Origin of the sequence: Stutzerimonas xanthomarina DSM 18231 (assembly GCF_900129835.1) — a bacterium.
In the GTDB taxonomy this organism is placed as follows: domain Bacteria; phylum Pseudomonadota; class Gammaproteobacteria; order Pseudomonadales; family Pseudomonadaceae; genus Stutzerimonas; species Stutzerimonas xanthomarina.
Window position 1 is genome coordinate 685,512 of record NZ_FQXA01000001.1, and the last position, 25,878, is coordinate 711,389.

21 protein-coding genes are annotated in these 25,878 nt (G+C 61.9%); 10 read left to right on the plus strand and 11 right to left on the minus strand.

From position 1 onward, the window contains the following. The first annotated feature begins 69 nt into the window (after positions 1–69). On the plus strand, positions 70–1,758 hold the full coding sequence (locus tag BUE09_RS03070; RefSeq protein ID WP_073299230.1) for a Na/Pi cotransporter family protein: 1,689 nt from the start codon (positions 70–72) through the stop codon (positions 1,756–1,758). A 109-nt stretch (positions 1,759–1,867) separates the two neighbouring features. Here BUE09_RS03070 and BUE09_RS03075 read toward each other — a convergent pair whose 3' ends face one another. Then, complete coding sequence (locus BUE09_RS03075) at positions 1,868–4,420, minus strand: TRAP transporter permease (RefSeq protein WP_073299231.1); 2,553 nt, start codon at positions 4,418–4,420, stop codon at positions 1,868–1,870. Between the two features lie 125 nt (positions 4,421–4,545). Further along, on the minus strand, positions 4,546–5,511 hold the full coding sequence (locus tag BUE09_RS03080) for a TAXI family TRAP transporter solute-binding subunit (RefSeq protein WP_073299232.1): 966 nt from the start codon (positions 5,509–5,511) through the stop codon (positions 4,546–4,548). Positions 5,512–6,027: 516 nt separating this feature from the next. Here BUE09_RS03080 and BUE09_RS03085 point away from each other — a divergent pair. Then, a complete protein-coding gene (locus BUE09_RS03085) occupies positions 6,028–7,947 on the plus strand; it encodes a sensor domain-containing diguanylate cyclase (protein ID WP_073299485.1) in 1,920 nt (639 codons plus the stop codon). On the opposite strand, the gene BUE09_RS03090 is transcribed toward BUE09_RS03085, so the two are convergent. Together BUE09_RS03090 and BUE09_RS03095 are read right to left on the minus strand one after the other, a co-directional pair. Continuing rightward, positions 7,936–9,354: a sensor histidine kinase gene (locus tag BUE09_RS03090; RefSeq protein ID WP_073299233.1), complete on the minus strand. Its 1,419-nt coding sequence runs from the start codon at positions 9,352–9,354 to the stop codon at positions 7,936–7,938. The two genes, BUE09_RS03085 and BUE09_RS03090, sit on opposite strands and share 12 nt — an antisense overlap. Then, complete coding sequence (locus tag BUE09_RS03095) at positions 9,347–10,018, minus strand: response regulator (protein ID WP_073299234.1); 672 nt, start codon at positions 10,016–10,018, stop codon at positions 9,347–9,349. The genes BUE09_RS03090 and BUE09_RS03095 overlap by 8 nt, the downstream gene beginning before the upstream one ends. A 179-nt stretch (positions 10,019–10,197) precedes the next feature. On the opposite strand from BUE09_RS03095, the gene BUE09_RS03100 reads away from it, so the two are divergent. The 5 genes from BUE09_RS03100 to BUE09_RS03120 all read left to right on the plus strand — a co-directional run bounded on the left by BUE09_RS03100 (position 10,198) and on the right by BUE09_RS03120 (position 15,522). Then, a complete protein-coding gene (locus BUE09_RS03100; protein ID WP_073299235.1) occupies positions 10,198–11,460 on the plus strand; it encodes an OprD family porin in 1,263 nt (420 codons plus the stop codon). A gap of 33 nt (positions 11,461–11,493) precedes the next feature. After that, positions 11,494–12,468 carry a Bug family tripartite tricarboxylate transporter substrate binding protein gene (locus BUE09_RS03105; protein WP_073299236.1) on the plus strand — a complete coding sequence of 325 codons (975 nt, stop codon included), beginning with the start codon at positions 11,494–11,496 and terminating at the stop codon, positions 12,466–12,468. 69 nt (positions 12,469–12,537) lie between these two features. Continuing rightward, positions 12,538–12,981, plus strand: a complete 444-nt coding sequence (locus tag BUE09_RS03110) for a tripartite tricarboxylate transporter TctB family protein (protein ID WP_073299237.1) — start codon at positions 12,538–12,540, stop codon at positions 12,979–12,981. A 2-nt stretch (positions 12,982–12,983) separates the two neighbouring features. Further along, positions 12,984–14,498, plus strand: coding sequence for a tripartite tricarboxylate transporter permease (locus BUE09_RS03115; RefSeq protein WP_073299238.1), 1,515 nt, complete (start codon positions 12,984–12,986; stop codon positions 14,496–14,498). Position 14,499: 1 nt separating this feature from the next. Further along, positions 14,500–15,522 carry an AbrB family transcriptional regulator gene (locus BUE09_RS03120; protein WP_073299486.1) on the plus strand — a complete coding sequence of 341 codons (1,023 nt, stop codon included), beginning with the start codon at positions 14,500–14,502 and terminating at the stop codon, positions 15,520–15,522. 55 nt (positions 15,523–15,577) lie between these two features. Here BUE09_RS03120 and BUE09_RS03125 read toward each other — a convergent pair whose 3' ends face one another. The 4 genes from BUE09_RS03125 to BUE09_RS03140 form a co-directional block, all read right to left on the minus strand. Beyond that, on the minus strand, positions 15,578–16,807 hold the full coding sequence (locus BUE09_RS03125) for a nucleoside recognition domain-containing protein (RefSeq protein ID WP_073299239.1): 1,230 nt from the start codon (positions 16,805–16,807) through the stop codon (positions 15,578–15,580). 461 nt (positions 16,808–17,268) lie between these two features. Next, a complete protein-coding gene (locus tag BUE09_RS03130; RefSeq protein WP_003282841.1) occupies positions 17,269–17,439 on the minus strand; it encodes a DUF1328 domain-containing protein in 171 nt (56 codons plus the stop codon). 68 nt (positions 17,440–17,507) lie between these two features. After that, positions 17,508–17,744 (minus strand): hypothetical protein, encoded by a 237-nt coding sequence (locus tag BUE09_RS03135; RefSeq protein ID WP_073299240.1) that lies wholly within the window; start codon positions 17,742–17,744, stop codon positions 17,508–17,510. A gap of 181 nt (positions 17,745–17,925) precedes the next feature. After that, positions 17,926–18,369 carry a ferritin-like domain-containing protein gene (locus BUE09_RS03140; protein ID WP_073299241.1) on the minus strand — a complete coding sequence of 148 codons (444 nt, stop codon included), beginning with the start codon at positions 18,367–18,369 and terminating at the stop codon, positions 17,926–17,928. 301 nt (positions 18,370–18,670) lie between these two features. On the opposite strand from BUE09_RS03140, the gene algB reads away from it, so the two are divergent. From algB to BUE09_RS03155, 3 genes are read left to right on the plus strand one after another with little or no spacing between them, the layout of a single operon-like run. Then, entirely contained in the window at positions 18,671–20,017 is a 1,347-nt protein-coding gene (gene algB, locus BUE09_RS03145) for a sigma-54-dependent response regulator transcription factor AlgB (protein ID WP_019341910.1), read from the plus strand. After that, the gene (locus tag BUE09_RS03150; protein ID WP_073299242.1) at positions 20,014–21,801 is read left to right on the plus strand and encodes a KinB sensor domain-containing domain; all 1,788 of its coding nucleotides are present in this window, start codon (positions 20,014–20,016) and stop codon (positions 21,799–21,801) included. The genes algB and BUE09_RS03150 overlap by 4 nt, the downstream gene beginning before the upstream one ends. Positions 21,802–21,836: 35 nt before the next feature. Next, the gene (locus tag BUE09_RS03155; protein WP_073299243.1) at positions 21,837–22,244 is read left to right on the plus strand and encodes a DUF1330 domain-containing protein; all 408 of its coding nucleotides are present in this window, start codon (positions 21,837–21,839) and stop codon (positions 22,242–22,244) included. 9 nt (positions 22,245–22,253) lie between these two features. Here the strand turns inward: BUE09_RS03155 and BUE09_RS03160 are convergent, their stop codons facing one another. From BUE09_RS03160 to BUE09_RS03170, 3 genes are all read right to left on the minus strand, one after another. Continuing rightward, the gene (locus BUE09_RS03160) at positions 22,254–23,030 is read right to left on the minus strand and encodes an N-acetylmuramoyl-L-alanine amidase (RefSeq protein WP_073299244.1); all 777 of its coding nucleotides are present in this window, start codon (positions 23,028–23,030) and stop codon (positions 22,254–22,256) included. 148 nt (positions 23,031–23,178) lie between these two features. Then, positions 23,179–25,005 (minus strand): GGDEF domain-containing protein, encoded by a 1,827-nt coding sequence (locus BUE09_RS03165; protein WP_073299245.1) that lies wholly within the window; start codon positions 25,003–25,005, stop codon positions 23,179–23,181. After that, positions 25,005–25,874, minus strand: coding sequence for an endonuclease/exonuclease/phosphatase family protein (locus BUE09_RS03170; protein ID WP_073299246.1), 870 nt, complete (start codon positions 25,872–25,874; stop codon positions 25,005–25,007). Before BUE09_RS03170 ends, BUE09_RS03165 begins: the two co-directional genes overlap by 1 nt. Positions 25,875–25,878: the final 4 nt, after the last annotated feature.

Below are 25,878 nucleotides of genomic sequence, written 5' to 3' on the forward strand. Positions count from 1 at the left end.
CACAGCTCTCTGCCGCGCTAGGCGCAGGCCGCTGTGCCCGTTGACCATCCACACCGGAGGCCGTGCCTGATGCTGACGCTGTTGCATTTGCTGTCCTCCATCGCATTGCTGGTGTGGGGTACGCATATCGTGCGTACCGGGATCATGCGGGTGTACGGCTCGCATCTGCGTCGGCTGCTCGGCCACAGCATGGCCAACGCACCGATGGCCTTTACCGCCGGGATTGGCGTTACCGCGCTGGTGCAGAGCAGCAACGCTACTGCCCTGCTGGCCATTTCCTTCGTTGCCCAAGGCCTGATGGCGCTGCCCACCGCGCTGGCGATCATGCTCGGCGCCGATGTCGGCACGGCGCTGATGGCGCGGGTGCTGACGCTGGACCTGTCCTGGCTGTCGCCGCTGTTTACCCTACTGGGGGTCTTTCTTTTTCTATCGCGCAAGCAGACCCGCGCCGGGCAGCTCGGGCGGGTGTTGATCGGCCTCGGCCTGATCATTCTGGCGCTGCAACTGATCGTGACCGCGGCTGCGCCGATCACCGAAGCACGCGGCATGCAGGTGTTGTTCTCATCGCTGGCCGGCGACACTCTGCTCGCCGTGGTCGTGGGTGCACTGTTTGCAGTGCTCGCGTATTCCAGCCTCGCCGCCGTGCTGCTCACCGCAACCCTGGCCAGCGCTGGATTGATCAGCCTGCCAGTGGCGCTGGGCGTGGTCATCGGCGCAAACGTGGGAAGCGGCGTTCTGGCTTGGCTCAACGCCACGCCGCAGCCGGCGCCGGCCCGCCGGGTAGCCTTGGGCAACCTGCTCTACAAGCTCGCTGGTCTGCTGGCGCTACCCTTTCTACCAATGCTGGTCGAGTGGATGGCGACCCTTGGCTTCGGTGCACAGACGCAAGTCATCGCCTTTCACCTGGCCTACAACTCGCTGCGCTGTTTGCTATTGCTGCCCACGGTGGGGCTGATGGCCGGGCTCTGTGAGCGGCTGCTACCCGAACGTCCGCAGGACAATGGCATCGCACAACCGCGCCATCTCGACCCCACTGCGCTGGATACGCCAACCCTTGCGCTGGCCAATGCCACGCGCGAAACCCTGCGTATTGGCGACCTGGTGGAAACGATGCTGGCGCGCCTGCTCGAAGTACTGCGCGAAGACCGGCCGGAGCCCGGCGAGGACATCCGTCGTCTGGATGATGACGTGGATGCCCTGTACAGCGGGGTCAAGCTCTACCTGGCACGGATGCCACGTGACGACCTGGCCGAACAGGAAAGCCGGCGCTGGGCCGAAATAATCGAACTGGCGATCAATCTGGAGCAGGCCGGCGACATCATCGAGCATATGCTGGGCAAGGTGCAGAACCTCAAGACCTCCCAGCGTCGCTCGTTCTCCGACAGTGGACGGGATGAGCTCAGCCAGCTGCACAGCCTGCTCACAGCCAATCTCGCGCTGGGCTTGTCGGTATTTCTGTCTGGAGATTCGCACAGCGCCCGTCAATTGCTGCAGCACAAGCGCCAGTTCCGCAAGCGTGAACGCGAACTCGCCCATGCCCATGTTCACCGCCTGCACCAGCAGGTGGTAGAGAGCATCGAAACCAGCGCTGCACACCTGGAGTTGATCGCCGACATGAAACGCCTGAACTCATTGTTCTGCAGCGCCGCCTATGCGGCGCTGGAAGGTTCCAACACCGGCAAACAGCGCGCGGCTGGCGAGACGTCGACCGCTCGGGAATTGCCGAACGCCGAACCGCTCCCCGGCAAGCCAGCCTGATCGGTGCAAAGCTTGGGGCTGCTCGCCCCCTTCGATTGTCGCGTTCAGCAGAAACAAAAACCCCGGCGATGCATGGCATGGCCGGGGTCGGGTCAGCGATGCGGAATGGTCAGTCCCGCTTGCGGCGTCGCTGCAGCCATACCACCAGAGCAAACAGCAGCAGAGCCGGTATCCACATCCACTCTTTCGGCATGCGATCGGTGGGTGCCCGCACAGCAAGGATCTCCTGATCGAACTGCAGCCCCAGTTCGGCGGCTGGGCTGCCGAAGGTCACGCTGTCGATCAGCACTTTGCCCCCTTCCTCATAAGTCATGAGACCGAGCTTCTCCAGCTTCTCTTCGCCGGTATCACCATTGGGAATCGCCACCAGCAGACTGAAGTCGCGCACGTCGCCGACCGCGTCTTCGCCGCGGATGCGCAAGCGCAGCTGGCTGTCTTCTTCGACTGCTTCGAGTGCCTGGACCAGCTGGGTAGGCGGCATGTCACGGTACGGGTCGTACACGATATCCATCCAGAAACCGGGTCGGAACAGCGTGAAAGCGACCAGCAGCAGCAGGACGTTCTCGTACCAGCGACTACGCACCAGGAAGTAACCCTGGGTGCCAGCCGCAAAGATCAGCATCGCCACGGTCGCAATGATGAAGATCACTACGCCGTGCCAGAAGTCCACGTCGATCAGCAGCAGGTCGGTATTGAAAATGAACAGGAACGGTAGCGCCGCGGTACGCAGGCTGTAGTAGAACGCCACCACACCGGTCTTGATCGGATCGCCCTTGGACACGGCTGCCGCTGCGAACGAGGCCAGCCCAACCGGCGGGGTGACATCCGCCATGATGCCGAAATAGAAGACGAACATATGCACTGCGATCAGTGGCACGATCAGCCCGTTCTGCTGACCAAGCGCTACGACCACCGGCGCCAGCAAGCTGGACACCACGATGTAGTTAGCGGTGGTCGGCAGCCCCATGCCGAGAATCAGGCTGAGGGATGCCGTCAGCAACAGCATCAGCATCAGGTTGCCCATGGACAACAGCTCGACCAGATCGGCAAGTACAAGACCTACACCGGTCTGTGACACTGCGCCGACGATGATCCCAGCCGCCGCCGTGGCGATACCGATGCCGATCATGTTGCGGGCGCCGGCAATCAGACCTTCGCGCAGGTCGATCACGCCGTCCATAAAACCGCCGTGCTGGTGGCTGCCATCACGGCGCATCCAGCTGAGCAAGGGGCGTTGAGTCAGCAGGATGATGATCAGCATCACTGAGCCCCAGAAAGCTGAAAGGCCAGGTGACAGACGTTCGACCATCAGGCACCAGACCAGCACCACCACCGGCAGCAGGAAATGCAGGCCGGAGAGCAATACCGGACGGGTCTGTGGGAGTTTTTCCAGCGGTGCGTCAGGGTCCTCGGCTGGCAAAGGCGGGTTGCTCGCCGCGATCTTGAGTAATGCCAGGTAGATCACCGTCAGCAGGGCGCCAATCACCCAGATCGCCGCATCACCAAGCGCCGGCTTGAGCCAACCGAGGCCGTAGTAAACGCCCAGCGACACACCGGAAATCAACGCGGCGCCGAAGGCGAAACCGATCAGGCGCTGCATCCAAGGCTTGGCCACGTTTGCCCGTGGCAGTGCCGTGAGGCCGAGTTTGAGCGACTCGAGATGAACGATGTAGACCAATGCGATATAGGAGATCAGCGCTGGCAGGAACGCATGCTTGATCACTTCAACGTAGGGAATGCCGACGTACTCGACCATCAGGAACGCGGCCGCGCCCATTACCGGCGGCATGATCTGGCCGTTCACCGACGAAGCCACTTCGACCGCCCCCGCCTTCTCGGACGAGAAACCCGTGCGCTTCATCATCGGGATGGTAAATGTGCCGGTGGTCACCACGTTGGCAATCGACGAGCCGGAGATCAAGCCGGTCATGCCCGATGCCACGACTGCGGCCTTGGCCGGCCCGCCCCGGAAGTGACCCAGCAAGCTGAAGGCCAGCTGAATGAAGTAATGGCCTGCACCTGCGCGCTCGAGCAGGGCGCCGAACAGCACGAAGAGGAAAACGAAACTGGTGGAGACGCCCAGTGCGATACCGAACACACCCTCGGTGGTGATCCACTGGTGGTTGGCCAGCGCGGTGAAACTCACCCCTCGGTGAGCCAGCAGGCCAGGCATGTAAGGGCCGGCGAGGCTGTAACCGAGAAATATCAGAGCAATCACCGCCAGGGCCGGGCCGAGGGCGCGGCGGGTGGCTTCCAGCAGCAGCGGAATACCGATGCAGGCGGTGACCAGATCCATGGTAGTCAAGTTGCCAGGACGCTGTGCCAGCTGCTCGTAGACGAGAAACAGATAGCCGGCACTGGCGGCAGCGATCAGCCCGAGCGCGATATCGATCAATGGCACCCGGTCGCGCGGTGAACGCTTGAATGCCGGGTAGGCGAGAAACGCCAGCAGCAGGGCGAAGGACAGGTGAATCGAGCGTGCCTCGGTGTTGTTGAACACACCAAAGCGCAGCATGAACGGCAGTGGCGAAGCGATCCATAACTGGAACAGCGACCAGAGCAGTGCCAGGCCGGCGATCAGCTTGGCCATGCCGCCTTCGGGCATGCGCGCGCCGACGTCCTTGGCGATCAGCTCTTCAGTGGAAAGTTGGTTGTCTTGCATGAAAGGTGGCCTGTTTTTTCAGGGAACGGAAACCGCGAAAACCCGTGGCACGAGGCACACGGGTTTTCAGGCGAACGTTGCGGACGAATCACCGCCCACAACGATGCAGCGAGCCGTAAAGGCCGTTACATCCAGCCTCGTTCCTTGTAGTAACGCACGGCACCGTCGTGCAGCGGTGCAGACAGACCTACCTTGATCATGTCCTCCGGCTTCAGGTCCTTGAACGCAGGATGCAGACGCTGGAAGCGCTCGATGTTCTCGAACACGGACTTGACCAGCTTGTAGACCACTTCGTCGTCAACCTTGGAGGTAGTGGACAGCACCGCCTTGCCCCCGATCGACTGAGTCGCCTGATCGTTGCCCTTGTACATGCCACCCGGGATTTCAGCCTTGGTGTAGTAGCTCTTCTCGGACAGCAGCTTGTCGATTTCCGCGCCGGTGATCGGAACCAGAACTGCGTCGACAGTGGTGGTGGCTTCCTGAATCGCGCCGTTGGGGTGACCGACGAAGTAGGTCATGGCGTCGATGTTGTTGTCGCCCAGTGCGCTGGCCAGCTCGGCCGGCTTGAGTTCGGCGGCGAGGCTGAAGACCGACTGATCCCAATCCTTTTCCTTCATGATCTCTTCAAGGGTGTCACGCTGACCGGAACCTGGGTTGCCGATGTTGACGCGTTTGCCTTTCAGATCGTCCAGGCTCTTGATGTTGGCATCACGGCGCGCCAGCACGGTGAAGACTTCGCTCTGCAGCGAGAACACGGCACGGATGTCTTCCATCGCGCCTTCGCTCTTGAACGGCTCCAGACCTTCCATCGCCTTGTACTGGTGATCGGACTGCATGATGCCGAAGTTGAACTCACCGCTGCGCAGACCGTTGACGTTCGCTACGCCGCCGCCACTGGCCGGAGCGTTGCACTTCAGATCCTCGGCGTTACGGTTGACGAAGCGGCAGATGGACTGACCCGCGACGTAGTAAACGCCCGTCTGACCACCGGTACCGATGGTGACGAATTGCTCTTGCGCCTGAGCCATACCGCTCAGACCAGTCCCCGCCAACGCGGCGGAAAATATCCATGCCAAGGATTTGCCTTTCATGGATCCACTCCTTATTGGTTGTTTTCGAATTGCCCTGCTGGCCTCGTGAGCCACGCAGAACGTTTGGAGTCTAGCAGGCCACTGCCTCGGTAACAGCACGGAGCCGCAACCTTAAGAGGCGATCTTCAACGTCATGGTTAGGACAGAGACACCCACCAAGGGTTGCGAACCGTCGCTAAAAAAGCCCTCAATCGCTCAGCACAGCATCTGCGCCTGCCTTACATTTGGGACGACTGAACGGTACAACGCAGCCGCGAACAGCAATGGAAATCTTGAGCAGGCTGAGCAACCCCGGCTTATCCGTGCTCGGATGGTGCTGGATAAGCCCGCCGCATGCCTCGATGCTCGAACAGCAATGTACCCAGCCAGACGTTCCGATGGATGGGTGAGCCGTTAGTAACCTGGTTGTAGTATCAAAACGATATTGGTCGTATCGTTTCGGTGGCCAAACCACAGTTTTGGCCCTTGCGCTATGCCATGCGCTGCGATGGGCCATTGGACGAGACTTACTATCTGATGCGACTCCGTCAGCTTTTGCTCTGCTGCCTCTTAACAGCCTTTACCGGGCTTCTGTCGAGCCAGGCCTTTGCTGCAGTCGTTCCAGGCGTGGTCAGCAAAAGCGGTGCAAAGCTTCAGGTGGGCGCGCTTGAGTGGGTAGCGGGCAATCAGGACGCTGATTTTCCGACGGCTCATGACGCGCCCTGGTCGTGGCAACCCTTGGCAAAGCCCAATCTTAAAAAACAGCGGAACGGCGTATGGCTGCGCTTTAGCCTTGACAGCGCATCAGCCAACTCAGGCCGCTGGTACCTGAGCGTGAAATGGCCTGTCCTCGACGCGGTGCGGATGCGCCTGTTCTACCCCGCCAAAGGCGAGTGGGGACCGCTGATGCGGGCCGGAGACTACATACCCAAGCGCGATCAACCACTGGCAGTCCACAACCTGGTGTTCCCGTTGGAGCTCCGCGGCGATGAACGCGCCGTGGTGTACATGCAGGTACAGGCCCATGAACTCATGGCGTTGCCGTTGAGCATCTATGATGAAACGGGGTTCGCTGCCGAGAAGATCATCGACGTCGCGATGATCAGCCTGTTCTTCGGCGGCATGCTGGTGATCCTTCTCTACAACAGCAGCCTGTTCGTGTTTACCCGCGACACGACCTATCTGCTCTATGTCCTCTATCTGCTCAGCGCGCTGTTTTACGTGCTTACGATAACCGGCTTCGGTCAGCTATTCCTGTGGCCCGACACGCCTGTTTTCACCCGCCGCTTCTATGCGCTGTCGGCAGCCCTATGTTTTTTCACCCCATTGTTGTTCGCCAGTCGCTTTCTCAAGGTCCGAAGTTATGGCGGCTGGCCCTGGCTGGTCACCTGGGTGCTGATGGGGTACTGGGCCGTGGTGATTCTGGTCACCCTGTTCGCGCCCTCGCTGGGTCGTTACCTGATGGCCGAGCCAGTCGCCCTCGTACATTGCGTCCTGACCATGGCCGCCGTTATCAACCTGTGGCTTCGTGGCAACGGCTCGGCAAAATTGTTCACAATTGCCTGGTCGACTTTATTGATCGCCACTGTCGTCCATCTGCTCGCGCTGGAAGGCCTTCTGCCGCTGAACGCATTAACCCTGCATGGCCAGCTGATTGGGATGTTCGCTGAGTTCGTGCTGCTCTCCATGGCGCTTGCCCAGCGCATCAATCAGGAGCGGGACCGTCGCGTTCTGGCCCAGCAGAGCCTGCTACAAGCATCCGAGGCGCTTGCTCATGAGCGCGAACAGCGCCTGCAGGCCCAACAACAGGCCCTGGCGGCGCAAGTGCGCGCAAACGAAGCACTGGAAGTGCGGGTCTACGAGCGCACCCGTGCACTGGAGGACGCCAAGCGCGGCCTGGAGTTGGTCAACGAACAGCTCACTCGCCTGAGCGTCACCGATGCGTTGACCCAGCTGTCCAACCGCGGCCATTTCGACCTGATGATCGACGAAGAAATCCGCCGCGCACAGCGCACCGAAACGCCCTTGTCCGTGCTGCTGCTGGATATCGACCATTTCAAGCAAGTCAACGATACCTATGGCCATCCATTCGGCGACGACTGCCTGCGGCTGGTAGCCGACACGCTCAGGCAATACGGTCAACGAGCGGGCGATGTCGTGGCACGCTATGGCGGTGAAGAGTTCGTCATGGCGCTACCGGGCATGAACAGTCACGAGGCCCGCGAGCAAGCCGAGCGAATCCGCGCAGCGGTAGCGGTGCTAAGGCCTGTTCATGGCGAGAAGCGCCTGGAGCTGACCATCAGCATTGGCGTGGCGACCCTGCAGCCGCCCGCGAACTGCACCCCGACACAACTGCTGGCGGCCACCGACACAGCGCTCTACCGAGCCAAACACAACGGCCGTAATCAGGTCGCCGTTGCCAAGCCGGACGAGCTTTTCGAGCCTTCAGTCAGCTGAATCGGAAACCGGTGGTGGGAAGCGCACCTTGACCAGCAGCCCGCCCAGCTCGCCCTGGCCCAGCTCGATAATGGCCCGGTGGGCACGAGTGATTTCGCCGACGATAGCCAGACCAAGCCCTGCACCCTGCCCTTGCTGCTGCACACGGTAGAAACGGGCGAAGACCTTGTCGCGCTCCGCCTCGGCAATCCCCGGCCCGTCGTCCTCGACCTCCAGCACACCCTCATCCAGCACGCGCAGCACCACGTTGCCGCCGTTCGACGTGTGCGCCAGAGCGTTGTCCAGCAGGTTACTGAGCAGCTCCGTCAGCAGCGTCGGCTCGCCGTCGATCCACACCGGCTGTTCGGCTTCCAGCGCCAGCGCAACGCCCCGTTTGTGCGCCAGCGCCGCCATTGCCAACCCCAATTCCCGAGCCAGCTGGCTGAGGTCGAGGCGCTGGGCATTGCCTTCGGCGATCGATTGCGCACCGGTCTCGATACGCGCCAGTGACAATAATTGATTGGCCAGGTGAATGACCCGGTCGGTATGCGCGCCAGCCTCTTCCAGGGTTTCTTGCCAGCGCTGTGGCTGGACCTCGCGCTGACCCAGCTCGATACGCGCCTTCAGCGCCGCCAACGGCGTACGCAACTCATGCGCGGCGTCGGCGATAAACTGCGCCTGCCGTTCGAACTGGCCGCGCAGACGCTCGGTGAAATGATTGAGCGACACTACCAAAGGCTTGAGCTCGCGCTGAACGGCCACCAATGGCAGCGGCCGCAGATCGTCAGGCTGGCGCGCCTCCACGGCCTCGCTGAGCTTACCCAAAGGGCGCAGCGCCGCACTGACCGCCAGCCACACCAGCATCAATGCTGCGATCGCCAGCGATCCGACACGCCACAGCGTATCCACGAGCAAACTGCGAGCCATACGCTCACGCGCGCCGAGTGTTTCAGCGACACGGATTTCAGCGATACCGTTGAGCTCCGGCTCGCTCACCGGTTGCAGCAGACTTACCAGACGCACGCCCTCGCCTCGGAACTCACCGTCATAGAAGCGAGCCAGCGCGGGATAGTCATCGGTGCGACGGATGTCAGCGCCTGGCGCCGGCAGATGCTCGTAGCCGCTGACCAGCCGGCCTTCGGTATCCAGCACCTGGTAGTAGATGCGCCCGGCGCTGTCGTAGGCGAAGGTGTCGAGCGCCACGTAGGGCACATTGGCGCGCAGCTGCCCATCACTGGCGACCAGACCATCGGCGATGGCCCGGGCAGAGGCCAATAATGTGCGGTCATACGCCGAGTCAGCCGCTGCACGCCCGTTCCAGTAAGCGCTCCAGCCACTGAACAACATCAACAGGGTCAGCAACATGGCCAGCCTGCGCAGCAACCCCCCACGCAAACTGCCCGCGCGCGGTTGTAGTGCGTCAGGCATCCGCTGCCTCCAGGAGATAGCCCAACCCTCGGAAGGTCACGATGCGCACCGAACTGCCTTCGAGTTTCTTGCGCAGCCGGTGAATGTAGATTTCGATGGCATCGGCGCTGGCATCTTCATCGAGGCCGAACACCTGAGCCGCCAGTTGATCCTTGCTCATGACCCGCCCAGGCCGGGTGATCAGCGCCTCGAGCACCGCCTGTTCGCGTGAAGTCAGGCTGAGTGCCTGCTGATTGAGGGAGAAGCGCCTTGCATCCAGGTCATAGACCAGCGGACCGCAGCTCTGCTGACGTTCGCCGGCGGCCACGCTACGCCGCAACAGCGCCTTGACCCGTGCCTCCAGCTCGGAAAGCTCGAAGGGTTTGGCCAGGTAGTCATCGGCGCCCAAGTTGAGCCCGTGCACCCGATCGGTCACCTCGCTGCGCGCCGTCAGCATCAACACCGGCAGGGTCTTGCCGCGTTTGCGCAAGCGCGACAGTACCTGAAAGCCGTCGAGCCTGGGCAGGCCGACATCAAGGATCGCCAGCGCGTAGTCCTCGGTCGACAACGCCAGATCAGCGGCCACCCCATCGTTGAGCAGGTCAACCGTCCATCCGGCCGCGCGCAACGCCTGCGCCACGCTTTCAGCCAACTGGGGATGGTCCTCGACCAAGAGAATCCGCATTGCCTGTCCTCTGCCACGTACGGAACGGGCCGCCAGTGTAGCGACACGGCACGCCGCACGCTGCTTTCACCCTTGAAAGCCTGGCGAAAGTTTCGCCGCCTAGGATCGGGATCAGGTGGCTCGATCCACCTGGCGCGGCACTAAGCCGCCACAACAAAAACAATAGTGGAGATTGAAGGATGCTGACTGCCGTCAGAAAGAAACCCACCCCTGCTCGTCTTGCCCTCGCCGTCGCGGCTGCCTCCCTGGCGCCCTTGGCCCAGGCCGACTTTATCGAAGACAGCAGCGCGACCCTGCAAACCCAGAATATCTACCTCAATCGCGACTTCCGCGAAGGCAGCGGCCAGTCCAAACGCGAGGAATGGTCGCAGGGCTTTTTGCTCAACATCGAGTCCGGTTTCACCGAAGGCACCGTCGGCTTTGGCCTCGACGCTACGGGCATGCTCGGTATCAAATTGGACTCCGGCGCGGGTCGCACCGGTACCGATCTGCTGCCGGTACATGACGACGGCAGCACGCCGGACGAGTTCAGCCGTCTCGGCCTGACCGCAAAGGCCAAGATCTCCGAGACCGAGCTGCGCTACGGCAGCCATATCCCGGAAACGCCCGTGGTAAAAGCCAGTGACAGCCGCACCCTGCCCCAGGTCTTCGAAGGTGCGATATTGGTTTCTCAGGACGTGTCCGGCCTGACCCTGACCGGTGGCCGCCTGGACAAGGTCATCGATCGCGCGTCGACCAATTCCCAGGAACTGCAGATCAACAACAAGAACGGTCGTTTCGACAGCGCCGCCGAAGCCGACCATCTGACCTTCGCCGGTGCCCGGTATGATTTCAGCGAAAAGCTCATCGGCACCTATTACGCCGCCGAACTGGACGACATCTACCGCCAGCACTTCTTCAACCTGCAGGCCGTGCACCCGCTGAGCGAGACATCCTCGCTGACCGCCGACTTGCGCCTGATGATCAGTGACGACACCGGCGCGGCCAATGCCGGCAAGATCGACAACCAGGCCTGGAACGGCATGGTCGGTTACAGCCTCGGCGGTCACAAGCTGAGCCTCGCCTATCAACAGATGAACGGCGACACCGGCTACGCCTACATCGATGGCGGCGATCCCTACCTCGTCAACTTTGTCCAGATCAACGACTTCGCCAACGCGGACGAGCGCTCCTGGCAGGCCCGTTACGACTACAACTTCGCCTCGATTGGCATCCCTGGGCTGACCTTCCTGACCCGCTACATCTCCGGTGATAACGCCGAGTACAACGGCGGCAGCAATGGCAGCGAGTGGGAGCGCGACATCGAGCTCAAGTACGTCGTGCAAACAGGGCCGCTGAAGAACGTCGCCGTACGCATGCGTAACGCCATGTTCCGTTCCGATTTCGCCCGTGACGCCGACGAAAACCGCCTGATCGTGAGCTACAGCCTGCCGATCTGGTAAAGCCGTCCACAATAAGAATCAAAGGAGACACCCATGAAGACAGCAATCCGTCGTATCGCCCTGCTCTCGTCCTGCCTGGTTCTGTCCAGCCAGCTGTTCGCCGAGCCCAAGCGTCCTGAATGCATCGCCCCAGCCAAACCCGGCGGTGGCTTCGACCTGACCTGCAAGCTGGCCCAGAGCGGCCTGAAAGACAAAGGTCTGCTCGAGTCGCCCATGCGCGTCACCTACATGCCTGGTGGAGTCGGCGCAGTGGCCTACAACGCGGTAATCGCCCAGCGCGCCGACGACCCCGCGACCATTACGGCGTTCTCCAGCGGCTCGCTGCTGAACCTGGCGCAAGGCAAGTTCGGTCGTTATGACGAAAGCGACGTGCGCTGGCTGGCCGGTATCGGCACCGACTACGGCGCCATTTCGGTACGCGCCGATGCGCCCTACCAGAACCTCGACGACCTGATCGCGGCGGTGAAGAAAGATCCAGCCAGCGTTGTCTTTGGTGCCGGCGCCACCATTGGTGGTCAGGACTGGATGCAGACTGCGCTGATCGCGCGCGCAGCCGGGGTCGATCCGAAGAAGTTGCGCTACGTCGCGTTCGAAGGCGGCGGCGAAACCCTCACCGCCATGCTCGGTGGCCATGTCCAGGTCACCAGCAGCGGGCTGGGCGAAGTCGCGCCGCAACTCGAAGCAGGCAAGATTCGAGTGCTCGCGGTGCTGTCCGATGATCGCCTGCCCGGCAAGCTGTCGGAGCTGCCGACTGCCAAGGAACAGGGCTACGACATCAGCTGGCCGGTGATCCGCGGCTTCTACATGGGCCCGGAAGTCAGCGATGAAGACTTCAACTGGTGGAAAACGCAGTTCGATGCGCTGTTGGCTGACGAGGATTTCGCCACGCTTCGCGAACAACGTGACCTGTTCCCGCTGTCGATGACCGGCGATGAGCTCACCGCTTTCGTCAACAAGCAGGTCGCCGACTACAAAGAACTCGCCGGCGAGTTCGGTCTGGTCAAGTAACACCCGCTGCCCGCGGCGGCCGGTCCAGCGGACCGGAGGCCGCGGTTGGCTTCTCCCGAGGTCACCACCATGTACGTTCGTGTCTTTGCCGCGGCCTGGCTGCTCGCCTGCGCCGGTCTCGCGCTGCTCGCCTGGGGTTTTGAGGCGCCCTTCGCCTACGACCCGGTCGGTCCGCGCGCCTATCCGCTGTTGCTGCTGCTCCTGATGGGCTGCGGCTCACTCTGGCTGCTCTGCAAACCACACGGTGAGCCGACGCCGCCGTTCAATTGGGCGATGGCCCGCCGGGCGGCCCTCTGCGTGTTGGTCCTGCTGGCGTATGCCCTGCTGTTCGAGAAGCTTGGCTTCGTCATCACCACGGCGCTGGCCACCTTCGCGTTGGGCCTGCTGTTCAACGGACGCTTATGGCCGTGCCTGATCAGTGGTGTGCTGATGGGCGTGCTGCTCTACGGCTTGTTCGACCTGTCGCTTGACGTGCCGCTGCCGCTCGGTGTGCTGCGCTTGCTGGAGAGCTGAAAATGGAAACCTTGAATTTCTTGTGGCAGGGCTTCGATGTCGCGACGCGACCGACCAACCTGCTGGTGGCGCTTTTCGGCGCGTTTGTCGGCACCATTGTCGGCCTGCTGCCGGGTCTCGGCCCGATCAACGGCGTGGCCCTGCTGCTGCCGCTCGCCTTTGCCCTGGGTCTTCCGCCGGAAACCGCGCTGATCCTCCTGGCGGCCGTGTATCTGGGCTGCGAGTACGGCGGCCGTATCTCAGCAATCCTGCTCAACGTGCCCGGCGACGCCGCTGCAGTCATGACCACGATTGACGGCTACCCACTGGCACGCCAGGGCAAGGCGGGCATCGCGCTGTCGCTCTCGGCAGTCAGCTCTTTCATGGGCAGCATCATCGCTACCTGTGGGGTGGTGTTGTTCGCCCCGCTGCTGGCGAAATGGGCGGTGGCGTTTGGCCCGGCGGAATACTTCGTGCTGATGATTTTCGCCATTGCCTGTCTGGGCGGCATGGTGGGTGACAAGCCGGTCAAGACATTGATGGCCGCGTTGATTGGCCTGGGGCTGGCGACCGTGGGCGTGGACTCCACCACCGGCGTCTATCGCTTCACCTTCGGCAGCGTCAGCCTGTCGGACGGCATCCAGTTCGTGATCGTGGTGATCGGCTTCTTCAGCGTCAGCGAAGTCTTGCTGATGTTGGAAAAAACCCACAGCGGGCAGAAAGCGGTCAAGGCCAGCGGACGTCTGCTGTTCAACTTCAAGGAGTTCTGCTTCACCTTCTGGACCATGGTTCGCAGCGCCCTGGCCGGCTTCGTCATCGGCACCCTGCCCGGCGCCGGCGCGACCATCGCCAGTGCTATGACCTACATGAGCGAAAAGCGCATGGCCGGCGACAACGGCAAGTTTGGCGAAGGCGACCTGCGTGGTCTGGCCGCGCCGGAAGCTGCCAACAACGCCTCGGCTTGCGGCTCGCTGATCCCGATGCTGACCCTCGGCGTGCCCGGCTCAGGCACCACGGCGGTGATGATCGGCGCACTGACCTTGTACAACATCACGCCCGGTCCGCTGCTGTTCGAGCAACAGCCTGACGTGGTCTGGGGCCTGATCGCCTCGCTGTTCATCGGCAACGTCATCCTGTTGGTGATGAACATCCCGCTGGTCGGCCTGTTCTCCAAGATGCTCAGCGTGCCCAACTGGGTGCTGGTTCCGGCGATCACTGCGATCAGCGTGGTCGGTGTCTACTCCGTGCACAGCACGACATTCGACCTGGTGCTGATGGTTGGCCTGGGCGTGTTCGGCTACCTGCTGCGTAAGCTGGAGTTTCCGCTGTCGTCGCTGATTCTCGGCTTCGTGCTTGGCGAGATGATGGAAGACAACCTGCGCCGGGCGCTGTCGATCTCCGCAGGCGATCTCGGCATCCTCTGGGGCAGCCCGATCACGCTGGTGTTGTGGGCGATGGCGGCATTGATGCTGGCTATGCCGGGCCTGCGCTGGTGGCGCCAGCGCCGCCGCACCAAGTTGAACGAGGCGCATGCCTGAGATGCTGCGCCGACTTCCGGGATGGTGGGCGACACCCGTTGTCGGCGCCCTCGGTGGCTGGCTGGCCAGCCTGGCCGGCTGGCCGCTGCCGTGGATGGTCGGTTCGCTGCTGGCAGTCATTGCGGTTCGCTGCAGTGGCTGGCTGGTCAATGAAGTCCCGCACGGTCGGCAGGCCGGGCAATGGTTGATCGCCAGCGCCATCGGCCTGCATTTCACCAGCGAGGTCATGCAGCAGGTGCTTGAGCACTTCGGTGTAATCCTCGCCGGCGCGCTCGGCACGCTGCTGCTGAGCCTGATCGGCATCTACATCCTCCTGCGCAGCGGCACGGACCGCGCCACGGCATTCTTTTCCAGCATGCCGGGCGGCGCCAGCGAGATGGTCAACCTGGCCGGTCGCCACGCGGCCCAGCCGGCTATGGTCGCCGCTGCTCATAGCATGCGACTGCTGCTGGTGGTGCTGATCATCCCCGCCCTGTTTACCTGGAGCCTCCCGCCAGTGGATGCCCCGCCACCGGCGCCGGTCAGCTGGCCTTGGCTGGCTGTGCTGTTGCCGGCGGGCGGGCTGCTGGCGCTGCTCTGGAAGCGGCTCGGCCAACCCAACCCCTGGATGCTGGGGCCGCTCACGGTCTGTGCGGTCGCCAGTGCCGCTTTCGACCTGCAATTGGGCATGCCTGAAGGTGTTGGCCAGTTCGGCCAGTGGCTGATTGGCTGCTCGCTGGGCTGTCACTTCGATCGGCCATTCTTTCGCAGCGCGCCGCGATTCATGCTGCGTATCCTGCTGTTCACCCTGCTGGCGATGCTCGCTGCAGCGGGCCTCGCCGAAGCGCTGGGATGGGCGGCTACGCTGAACCAGACGTCGCTGATGCTGGGAATGATGCCTGGCGGGATTACCGAGCTGTGCCTGACAGCCGAGGCGCTGCAGTTGTCGGTCGCGCTGGTCACGGCGCTGCAGGTGCTGCGGCTGTTCCTGGTGATGTTCCTCGCCGAACCGTTATTTCGGCTCTGGCAACGAGCCACGCTTTAACCCGCCAATTGGCGGGTTCTTTTTTCGCTCTGCTCGAAACCCCTTCTGCACCGACTCAACCGAAGAACCAGTAGCAAACCAGAATCGCCGCAACGATGCCGGCGAAGTCCGCCGCCAAGGCGCAGCCCACCGCATGTCGCGCCCGCTGGATGCCCACCGCACCAAAATAAACGGCCAGTACATAGAAGGTGGTTTCGGTGCTGCCTTGCACGGTCGCAGCAACCAGCGCCGCAAAACTGTCCACGCCCTGACTCTGCATGGTCTCGATCAGCATGGCGCGCGCGGCGCTGCCGGAGAACGGTTTGACCAACGCAGTGGGGAGCGCGTCGACGAAACGGGTATCCCAGCCCAACGCATCCACCAACCAACGGATACCATCGAGCCCGAAATCCAGCGCGCCGGATGCTCTGAATACGCCGATCGCGCATAGCATCGCGATCAGATAGGGCAGCAGGCTCTTGGCAACATCGAAGCCCTCCTGCGCCCCTTCGACAAAGCTCTCGTACACCGGCACCTTGCGCAGCGCACCGATGACGAGGAACGCGATGATCAAACCGAACAATGTCAGATTTCCCAGCAGCGATGACAGGGTGGACAGCGCGGTGGCCGACAGTCCCGCCAGCAACGCCATAAAGCCGCCCAACAGCAACGCTCCCGGAACCAGATAGGCCAGCACCACCGGGTCCCACAGGCGCAGACGCTGAACCAGAGCGACGGCCATGAGGCCGGCCAGTGACGATGCGGTGGTGGCCAGCAGGATCGGCAAAAACACCAAGGTCGGGTCCTCAGCGCCTTGCTGCACGCGATACATGAAGATCGACACCGGCAGCAGCGTCAGCGACGAGGTGTTGAGCACCAGAAACAGAATCTGCGCATTACTGGCGACGGTCTTGCTCGGGTTGAGCTCCTGCAGAGCACGCATCGCGCGCAGGCCGATCGGCGTGGCGGCGTTGTCCAGGCCCAGCCCGTTGGCCGCGAAGTTGAGGGTGATCAGCCCCAAGGCCGGGTGTCCGGCTGGCACTTCCGGCATCAAACGCCTGAACAACGGCCCGAGCAACCGCGCCAGTTGCTCGATCAACCCAGCCTTTTCGGCGATACGCAAAAAGCCGAGCCAAAGCGTCAGCGTGCCAAACAGCACGATCATGATTTCCACGGCCAGCTTGGCCATGGCGAAGAGACTCTCGACCAGCGCGGCAAATACAGCCGGATCGTCGCCCAGCAACCAGCGCGCCAGCGCGGCAACTGCAGCGATCAGAAAAAAGCCCAGCCAGAGGCCGTTGAGCATGGGGTTCTCCAACAAATGACTGCGCGCGATGATAGCGGTGCGGCGGGAGAACGGCCATGAACCAAGCAGGACGAAGCGAAGGTGGATGCAGCGAACCGGCGGAATACGGAGGGAAACGGCCTTGCGCGTGAGGCGGGTTCAACCCGGGCTATGAACCGTTTGGGGGAGTACAAATCGAGCAGGGCGTGAAGCGCTGGAGAAACCGCAAACCGAAGGTGGCATCCCACCTTCGGTTGCCTTTCGCCGAGCCCGGTCCATGACGGAGGTACCCCCTGTACCCCTAGGTCGCTCCGTTGAAGAGCGTCCCAACCCCTTGGCTCCCCCGTTGCAGGGGCTGGGCGATCACCGACGAATCACCCCCGGTATCAGCACTCCGCTTTTGGCGAAGGCTTGAATAAAGGCATCCAGCCGCTGCCGCTTCCTTAATCGAGTGCAGCCGCCCCAATGAGCGGCTTTATGCATCAGACTCGCGGGCCGCGGCCCCGTCCGAAAATCAGCGAAGCTACAAACAGCACCAGGAAAACCACGAACAGGATCTTGGCGATGCCCGTCGCAGTGCCAGCGATACCACCGAAGCCCAGTACTGCAGCGATGATGGCAATGATCAGAAACGTAATAGCCCAACTCAGCATGGTGTAACTCCTCTTCGGTTCAGGACATCTTCAGCGGGACCGATCTGGATCAGCTCGCCGACCTCCAACTAGAAAACCCAGCGTTGTTCCGACCGCCCTTGCAGATAATCAATCGTCTGCGGAGCAGGTCCGGTTTGCACGATCCCTACAGGTTGAGCGTCGTACATGTGGATTCGTTCCGCCGACTCGTGCTGCGTCCGGCTGAACGGCTCCGATGACGGCTGTTCAGCGCCCATGATCAGCGTGACCACAGCGGCAGTCAGGAAACCTTTTCCAACCAGTAGGAAGCGTGCTTGACGATTCATCCTCAACTCCTTCTAAGCATGCGGGGCATGTCTGTCTTAGCGGTTATGTTGCAGGGCCCGTGCCATTCGTTAGATTTGCAATAAAACCAATAATTTCAATGACTTATATACAACAAACTTAGCCGCGCCAATTTATATTGCACGATGCCCATGCGGCGCGCCGGGCGATTTGCACGACGGACTAATCCCTGTTGCTTCTGCCACTGTGATTGAGCGTGTGAATACGCTCGTGGCAGGCCCGGATTTTTGGCAGTTCAATGGCCAGCAACGCCTTCACATCCGGGTCTGCTGTTTTCAGCACATCCTCGAAGGCGGCCAGGATGCGCTCTTCGGTCTGGTCCAGCTGGTCGATGTACACCGCGTCGGTGTCGCCTAGCTGCGCCTTGGTGTCGGCGTACATTTCACGCAGTTTGCCGGCTGTGGTGCCGCCTTTGGCGGGCTGCTGCTGATTGGCCGCCACCTTTACCGAGAGCGCCTGAATGATGTGCGTCTTGGCCTGGGCCATATCGCGGAACAGGTGCTGCAGGTCGACGTCCTTCACCTCGTCAAGCGCATGCTGATAGAAATGCTGACCGTCGCGGGTGATTTCGATGAGCTCGTTGAGTTGGTTCATGTTCTGGTTCATGGGGCCTCCGAATACAAATGCGATGCGCCTCGACTGCTGTCGAAGACGCGCGTGCGAGAAAACGACCGCAAGCCCCATGCCAGCACTAAAAACAGCCAAACATCCCTATAATCAGCGACTTGCACAGCCGTTCCGCTTCGCGCTTGATTGCAGGCTGCAGGAAAGACCTTTGCGCACCGTGCAACTTGCATGGCTTTGCGTAGACTAACGCTGGCGCTGAGCGACCTCGCGGCGACACAGCAACGGGATCTCCCCCAACGACTCGCCATTCATTCACCGCTTTTGCCTGACTGGAGCATTCATGGACCAAACGACCGACACCGGCGGCCGCATCCTGCTAGTGGACGACGAAGCAGCGATTCTGCGCACGTTCCGCTATTGCCTCGAGGACCGCGGCTACACGGTGGTTACGGCGGCCAGTGCATCCCAGGCCGAATCGATCCTGCAGCGGCAGGTGTTTGACCTGTGCTTTCTGGATCTTCGCCTGGGTGAAGACAACGGTCTCGATGTCCTGCAGCAGATGCGCGTACTTGCACCCTGGATGCGTGTGGTAATCGTCACAGCCCATTCGGCGGTAGACACTGCGGTGGACGCAATGCAAGCGGGCGCCGCGGACTACCTGGTCAAGCCATGCAGCCCCGAGCAGCTGCGCCTGTCGGCCGCCAAGCAGCTGGAAGTCCGGCAGATGGCCGCGCGCCTGGAAGCGCTGGAAGGCGAGGTGCAAAAACGCAGTGATGCGTTGGGCTCGTACAGCCCGGCAATGATGAACGTGCTTGAAACCGCGCGCCAGGTCGCCGATACCGACGCAAACATCCTCATCCTCGGCGAATCAGGCACGGGCAAAGGCGAATTGGCGCGCGCAATCCACAACTGGAGCAGGCGCTCTAAGAAGGCGTTCATCACCATCAATTGCCCGTCCCTGTCCGCGGATCTGATGGAAAGCGAGCTGTTCGGGCACAATCGCGGTGCCTTCACTGGAGCCACCGAAAGCACCCTGGGCCGCGTCAATCAGGCTGACGGCGGAACCTTGTTCCTTGACGAGATCGGCGATTTTCCTCTCGCTTTACAACCGAAACTGCTGCGCTTCATTCAGGACAAGGAATACGAGCGCGTCGGTGACCCGGTCACCCGACGGGCCGACGTGCGCATCCTTGCGGCCACCAACCTCAACCTCGAAGAAATGGTTCGTGAAGGGAAATTCCGTGAAGACCTGCTCTATCGCCTGAATGTCATCACCCTGAACCTGCCGCCCATGCGCGAACGTCCGGAAGACGTACTGACGCTCGCCGAGCGCTTCCTGGCGTTCTTCGTGAAAAGCTACGGGCGACCGGCGCGCGGCTTCAGCGACAGCGCCATTGGGGCGCTGAAAGCCTACCGCTGGCCAGGCAACGTGCGTGAATTGCGCAACGTGGTCGAGCGCGCCAGCATCATCTGTCCGCAGGACATGATCGAAGTCAGCCATCTCGGCCTGGCCGATCAGGCCGTCAGCAATGCGCCGCGGATCGGTGAGCCGCTCAGCCTGGAGGCGCTGGAAAAAGCGCATATCTCAGGCGTGTTGAGCACCAGCGACACCCTCGAACAAGCCGCCCGAATCCTTGGTATCGACGCCTCGACGCTCTACCGGAAACGCAAGCAATACGGCCTATGAAAATCCAGATGAAGCTGAGGACCCGACTGTTTCTGGGGTTCTCCGCATTAATGACTGTGGCCTTGCTTGGGCTGCTGCTGGCCCTGGTCAGCGTCGTGCAAATGGCAAAAAGCCAGGAAAACCTCATTCGTGACAACTTCGGTGTCATCGAGGTCAACCAGCAGCTGCGCCAGGCGCTGGGCAATCAACTGCTGCTGCTGGTCCGTGAAGAGCGCGATCTTGAAGCCCTGAACGAATCTCGCGATATATTTGTGAGTGCACTGGCGCGCGGTATGGCGAACGCCACCGACGAGCAGGACCGTAACGCTTATGAAGCCATCGACGAGGCTTACGCGCACTTTGCCGCGCAGCTGGGTACACCGTCCAACCTGAACGCAACACTGCTCGAGGACAATCCTCTCAGCCAATCCTTCAACCGCGTCCGCGAGTTGATGGTCGACATGCAACAGGCCGCCTACAACCAGATTCGCGATACCGAGATTCGCAGCCGCGAACGCGCACAGTTGCTCGCCGGGCTGCTCGGGTTGACCGGTATTGCGGTGCTGCTGATCGGCTTCGTCACCGCGCACAGTTTCGCCCGGCGCTTCGGTGACCCCATCGAGCAACTGTCCAGCGTTGCCGACCAGATCGGCCGCGGCGACTTCAATATCAATCTGCCCAGCTCGCCCATTGCTGAGCTGTCGTCGCTGATTCGTCGCTTCGGTCTGATGGCGCAGGCGCTGCACCAGTTCAAGCAAACCAATGTCGAAGCGCTGGTTGATGGTCAGCAACGGCTGCAAGCGTTGCTCGACAGCATCGATGATGGCCTGTTGATCATCGATCGCCAGGGCCGCCTGGAACATGCCAACCCAGTCGCGCAACGGCAGCTGGCCTGGGAGACAGAACATCTGGGCTCGACGCTTGGCCAAGCCCTCAGCTATCCGGAACTGGACGAGGCCGCGCGTCAGGTGCTGGCCGACACGCCTCTATCCGGCCCGCCGGAGGATCTGGTGATCGAGGCTGATGGCGAGCGTCGCTTGTTGTCGTGGCGCATGAGTCCGGTGAACCATCACGACGGCCGCATCAGTGGCGCGGTGATGGTGCTCCACGACGTCACCGACCAGCGCACCTTCGAGCGCGTGCGCAACGAGTTCGTCTTGCGTGCCTCGCATGAACTGCGCACGCCGGTGACGGGCATGCAGATGGCCTTCAGTCTGCTGCGCGAACGAACGCACTACCCGGACAACAGCCGCGAAGCCGACCTGTTCACCACTGTGCATGAAGAGATGCAGCGCCTGGTCACACTGATCAACGATCTGCTCAACTTCTCGCGCTACCAGAGTGGCCAGCAAAAGCTCGAGCGCGTGCCCTGTGACCCGGCGGTGCTCCTCGAGCAGGCACGGCAGCGCTTCGAGGCAAGTGCCGCGCAGAACGACATCGAAATCAAGCTGGAACTGCAGACGCCACTGCCAAGCCTGTTGCTGGACCAACAGCAAATGGACCGGACGCTAGACAACCTGCTCAGCAATGCACTACGGCACACACCGGACGGCGGCGAAATCCGCCTGCTGGCGCGGCATCACGGCGAACGGGTGATTCTCAGCGTCGAGGACAACGGCGAGGGCATTCCCTACAGTCAGCAGGCGCGCATCTTCGAGCCGTTCGTGCAGATCGGCCGACGCCGCGGCGGCGCCGGACTGGGACTTGCCTTATGCAAGGAAATCGCTCAGCTGCATGGTGGTCGTATCGGCGTGCATTCGCGGATCGGCCACGGCACCATCTTCTACATCGCCCTGCCCATCTGAGTCCGGCAGGGCGGCGCGAATAACAAGGAGCCGCCATGCCCAGCCTCAACCCCAGCCAGGAGCAGCTGCAACGCTTCGCCGAGCAGATGCCTGCTGGCGAGCCGATCCTCATGCTCAACTTGCTGCGTTTTCACGATCAAGCCACCTACCCTGCCGAGAGCGGCCACCCGTCCTGTTCCGGCCGCGAAGCCTACGCAATCTACAGCCGCACGGCCATCAGGAAGGTGCGCGCAGCCGGTGGTCAGGTGGAGACCATGGCCAATGCCCACGTTGCGTTGATTGCGCCGGAGCAAGAGCACTGGGATGAGCTACTGCTGGTGCGCTACCCCTCGCCTGAAGCGTTTCTGGCAATGCTGGCGGACCCGGAATACCGCGCCGCCACCGTCCACCGCACTGCAGCGTTCGCCGACTCGAGGCTGATCGGCTGCAGCCCGCGCAGTTAAGTCGACGCCTCAGCCTGCTGCATTCAGCACCGCAAGCAGCGCTGCGGTTTCCGCATCCGGCTCGCCATCGAAACGTGCCGGACGATACTTCATCTGGAACGCGGCAATGACGTTGCGCGTTTCCATATCGAGATAGCCGTGCTCAGGTACCGGATAACCCTGCTCCGCCAGCTGTGACTGGAACCAGGCCACGTCCGGTATAGCAGTCGCGAAAAGCCTGCGCTGGCGGGCTACGGCCTGGGTCTCCGGCCAGGGCACCAGGCCGGCGTCCGCCAGCCGCTTCCAGGGGAACAGCGGTCCCGGATCGACCTTGCGTTGCGGAGCAATATCGCTGTGCCCAACGATGGCGCCAGGCTTCAGTCCGTGACGTTGCATGATGTCCTTGAGCAGCACGATCAAAGCGTCTATCTGCTCACCGGAGTAGGGATACCAGAGCCGTCCATTGGCGCTTTCGATATAGCCGCGATTAACCAGCTCAATACCAATGGAGCTGGAATTAAGCCAGGTCCGCCCATTCCATTGACTTTCCCCGGCGTGCCAGGCACGACGATCCTCATCGACCAGACGGTAGATGGTCGCGGGAGCCTCGCCGATCAGGTAGTGGCTGCTAACACCGTCGCCCTTGAGAATCTCCAACGACCGCTGCAGGTCACTCGACGTGTAATGAAGCACGATGAACTGCGCTCGGCTGTCCTGACCCAACGACGTATGGCTGGTATCGATACGCGGACCGCTGGCGCAGCCGCCAAGCAACAGGCCAAACAAGGCGAGGATCAAGGCTTTCATACAGGACCTCTGGTCGACAGCAAGATGACGCAGACTGGAACAGCTGATCGGGCCAGACGGCGGCCCGCAGGGGAGCGCCGAGAGAATCGACGCCAGCGCAAAGGATGGGATTATACCGTTGCGAGCCCTGGGCTCCCAGCGCGCCCCGTCAGTCCGCTTCGATACGGTTGCGACCGGAATCCTTGGCCCGGTAAAGCGCTCGGTCTGCGCGCTCGAATACTTGCTCGCCTCGATCGGCTGCAGCGAAGCTTGCAAGCCCTCCCGACAGGGTTACCTGGATGCCAGCGCCCTTGAAGTGGAAAGGACAACGCTCGATACCTGTGCGCAAGCTATCGAGTAGCTGAAGCCCGGCAGCAGCAGGCGTCTCGGGCAGCAACAGCGCGAACTCTTCGCCACCGAAACGGGCGATGAAGTCGGTCTTGCGCAACCGCTTGCGCAACTCGCTGGCAATGATCTTCAGCACCCGATCGCCCGCCAGATGGCCGAAACTGTCGTTGATACGCTTGAAGTGATCGACGTCCAGAACCGCGAGCAGCAGCTGGCCGCCATAACGTTGATGGCGCGCGACTTCGAGCTGCAGGCGCTCGTCCCAGGCAGCTCGATTGGGCAGGCCGGTAAGCGGATCCTGCAGCGCCTTCTGGCGCTGCTCTTCGAGGTGTTCGCGCATTCCCGTGGCCGCCTTTTCCAGGTTTGCCACCCGCTCAACCAAGGTGCCGAGGCGGTCGCTCAAGGCCTGCTCATGTTCACTGCGCTGACGCTGATACGCATCGACAGTTTCCAGCAAACCGTCCAAACGCGACTGAACCGTCTGCTTCAGACTTGGCAGGTCGTTGGCGCCGAGCATGCTGTCTTGCAGACCGCCTACCTGCTGGCGCAGCTCTTCGTCAAGCGCCTGGGCCGTCTCCTTGCTCTGCACGTGCCCTTCGCGGGCGGCGAAGAGGCTGTCCTGCATGGTGGCAAGACGCTCGTTGAGCAGACTCAGGTAGCTTTCGAATTCACGCTGCCCCTGATCTGCCACGGCCAACATCAACTGAGCCAGATCATCGAGCACCGGCACGAGCTCATACCAGTTCAGGCCACGCTGAATCCGATCGCGCAAGGCCTGAGCCTGCGCCTGCTGGTGTTCGGGAAGATGTAGGTCCTCGAGAAGACCGAACAGGGTCGACTCAACACGCTCGGAAATCGCGCTGTAGGCCTGCTCCGGCGAGGGCGGCAACCGATACGAGTCATTCGGCTGGTTCTCCGCCGCGAGTTCCGGCAACGTCACATCGATGACCGCCTCGCGGTGTGGCCCGGCGATATCGATGGCAGCCTGCAGCGCTTGCGAAGCGCAATCCGCAGTGTCCAATGGCTGTGAAGGCGCTTCCGGCTGCTGAATGAGCGATTCCACTGACTCCGCCGAAAACAATGACGAATCGTCGTCAGGTTTCGAGGCGGTCTTGATTGCACGCTCGCGCTGGCCAAACAAGCGGCCAAGCAGGCCTACCGAACTGGTTCCCGCCGACGACCGCTGCGCACTCAAGGCCAGGCTTTGCAACTCACCAAGCTCCGCCAATAACCTGGGCAGCTCGCGCGATTGGGCAGCCCGTTCGTCCAGCTGCCGTGAAAACTGCTTCAACGGCTTGCGGATTTCGCTGGGCAATGGCAGCTCGAGCAGTTGCGAGGTCAGTCGATCGAGCGCCTCGGTCAGTCGCTCGAGACGCTCCTGTTTACTGCGCTCAGTGTCGAGCACCGCGCGTTCCAGCCGAGGAACCAGCGCACCCAGACGATTATCCTGCACATCGTCACGCAGGACATCGCGCAGCTCGCGCATGCAGCGTTCAACGGCCGGATCGGCGTCATCCACAGCGAAGCTGCTGCGGACCAGACTGCGACGCAGCAGATCCAGCCGCGTATTCCAGCGCCCTTCGAGCTGTTCCTGCTGCTCCAACTGGTGCAGATATTTGTCTTTCCAGCGTTGCGCGTCGTCGCTCATCAAGTCCCAACCGTAGGCACAGGCAACGCGTCAGCGTCGTGCAGCGCATCTGGCAAGCGGATTTCCACCGCCACCGGCAGGTGATCCGAAGTCGCCTGGGCCAGCACATCGACACGTTCGAGCGTCAGGCTGGGGCTCAGCAGAATGTGATCAAGACAGCGTTGCGGACGCCAGCTGGGGAAGGTCGCCTCAATTTGCGGTGCTTGCAAACCGAGATCACGCAGCGGTGAGTTCTCCAGCAGATCGCTGGCATGGGTATTCATGTCGCCCATCAGAATCTGATGGCGGTAACCGCCGATCAGTTCGCGGATATAGGCCAGCTGACGGGTGCGCGCGCCGCCGCCCAGGGCCAGGTGCATCACCACCACGACAAGGGCATTCTCACCCTGTCCGAAGCGCAGCAGAATCGCACCGCGCCCGGATGGTCCCGGCAATGGATGGTCTTCCAGCCCCTGCGGTTCCAGTCGACTCAACACGCCGTTACTGTGCTGAGCGAAGCGCCCCAGGTTACGATTGAGCTGCTGATACCAATAGGGAAAAGCCCCCAGCTGCGCAAGGTGCTCGACCTGGTTGATATAGCCCGATCGCAGGCTGCCCCCGTCCGCTTCCTGCAGCGCCACAAGATCGTAGTTGCCGAGCAACTCGCCAATGCGTTGCAAGTTCCGCGCGCGTCCAGTGTGCGGCAATAGATGTTGCCAGCTACGGGTTAGGTAATGGTGATAACGCTCGGTGCTGATGCCGACCTGAATGTTGAAACTCAGCAGGCGCAGCCGGCCGTCGCAGGGCAGGCCGCTGGAGTCTAGGCAAAGTGGATTGACCTGCGCCTGACCGGGGCCGGCAAGGCGTGGTGAACTCCAGCGACGAAGCACGCGC

What these genes read in the sequence shown, in the direction of transcription:
- BUE09_RS03070 (WP_073299230.1), top strand. Translation starts at nt 70, where the DNA reads ATGCTGACGCTGTTGCATTTGCTGTCCTCCATCGCATTGCTGGTGTGG.
- BUE09_RS03095 (WP_073299234.1), bottom strand. Translation starts at nt 10,018, where the DNA reads ATGCGGATTCTCTTGGTCGAGGACCATCCCCAGTTGGCTGAAAGCGTG.
- algB (WP_019341910.1), top strand. Translation starts at nt 18,671, where the DNA reads ATGGACCAAACGACCGACACCGGCGGCCGCATCCTGCTAGTGGACGAC.
- BUE09_RS03115 (WP_073299238.1), top strand. Translation starts at nt 12,984, where the DNA reads ATGGAAACCTTGAATTTCTTGTGGCAGGGCTTCGATGTCGCGACGCGA.
- BUE09_RS03080 (WP_073299232.1), bottom strand. Translation starts at nt 5,511, where the DNA reads ATGAAAGGCAAATCCTTGGCATGGATATTTTCCGCCGCGTTGGCGGGG.
- BUE09_RS03110 (WP_073299237.1), top strand. Translation starts at nt 12,538, where the DNA reads ATGTACGTTCGTGTCTTTGCCGCGGCCTGGCTGCTCGCCTGCGCCGGT.
- BUE09_RS03105 (WP_073299236.1), top strand. Translation starts at nt 11,494, where the DNA reads ATGAAGACAGCAATCCGTCGTATCGCCCTGCTCTCGTCCTGCCTGGTT.
- BUE09_RS03125 (WP_073299239.1), bottom strand. Translation starts at nt 16,807, where the DNA reads ATGCTCAACGGCCTCTGGCTGGGCTTTTTTCTGATCGCTGCAGTTGCC.
- BUE09_RS03090 (WP_073299233.1), bottom strand. Translation starts at nt 9,354, where the DNA reads ATGCCTGACGCACTACAACCGCGCGCGGGCAGTTTGCGTGGGGGGTTG.
- BUE09_RS03075 (WP_073299231.1), bottom strand. Translation starts at nt 4,420, where the DNA reads ATGCAAGACAACCAACTTTCCACTGAAGAGCTGATCGCCAAGGACGTC.
- BUE09_RS03085 (WP_073299485.1), top strand. Translation starts at nt 6,028, where the DNA reads ATGCGACTCCGTCAGCTTTTGCTCTGCTGCCTCTTAACAGCCTTTACC.
- BUE09_RS03130 (WP_003282841.1), bottom strand. Translation starts at nt 17,439, where the DNA reads ATGCTGAGTTGGGCTATTACGTTTCTGATCATTGCCATCATCGCTGCA.
- BUE09_RS03150 (WP_073299242.1), top strand. Translation starts at nt 20,014, where the DNA reads ATGAAAATCCAGATGAAGCTGAGGACCCGACTGTTTCTGGGGTTCTCC.
- BUE09_RS03135 (WP_073299240.1), bottom strand. Translation starts at nt 17,744, where the DNA reads ATGAATCGTCAAGCACGCTTCCTACTGGTTGGAAAAGGTTTCCTGACT.
- BUE09_RS03100 (WP_073299235.1), top strand. Translation starts at nt 10,198, where the DNA reads ATGCTGACTGCCGTCAGAAAGAAACCCACCCCTGCTCGTCTTGCCCTC.
- BUE09_RS03120 (WP_073299486.1), top strand. Translation starts at nt 14,500, where the DNA reads ATGCTGCGCCGACTTCCGGGATGGTGGGCGACACCCGTTGTCGGCGCC.
- BUE09_RS03160 (WP_073299244.1), bottom strand. Translation starts at nt 23,030, where the DNA reads ATGAAAGCCTTGATCCTCGCCTTGTTTGGCCTGTTGCTTGGCGGCTGC.
- BUE09_RS03155 (WP_073299243.1), top strand. Translation starts at nt 21,837, where the DNA reads ATGCCCAGCCTCAACCCCAGCCAGGAGCAGCTGCAACGCTTCGCCGAG.
- BUE09_RS03140 (WP_073299241.1), bottom strand. Translation starts at nt 18,369, where the DNA reads ATGAACCAGAACATGAACCAACTCAACGAGCTCATCGAAATCACCCGC.
- BUE09_RS03165 (WP_073299245.1), bottom strand. Translation starts at nt 25,005, where the DNA reads ATGAGCGACGACGCGCAACGCTGGAAAGACAAATATCTGCACCAGTTG.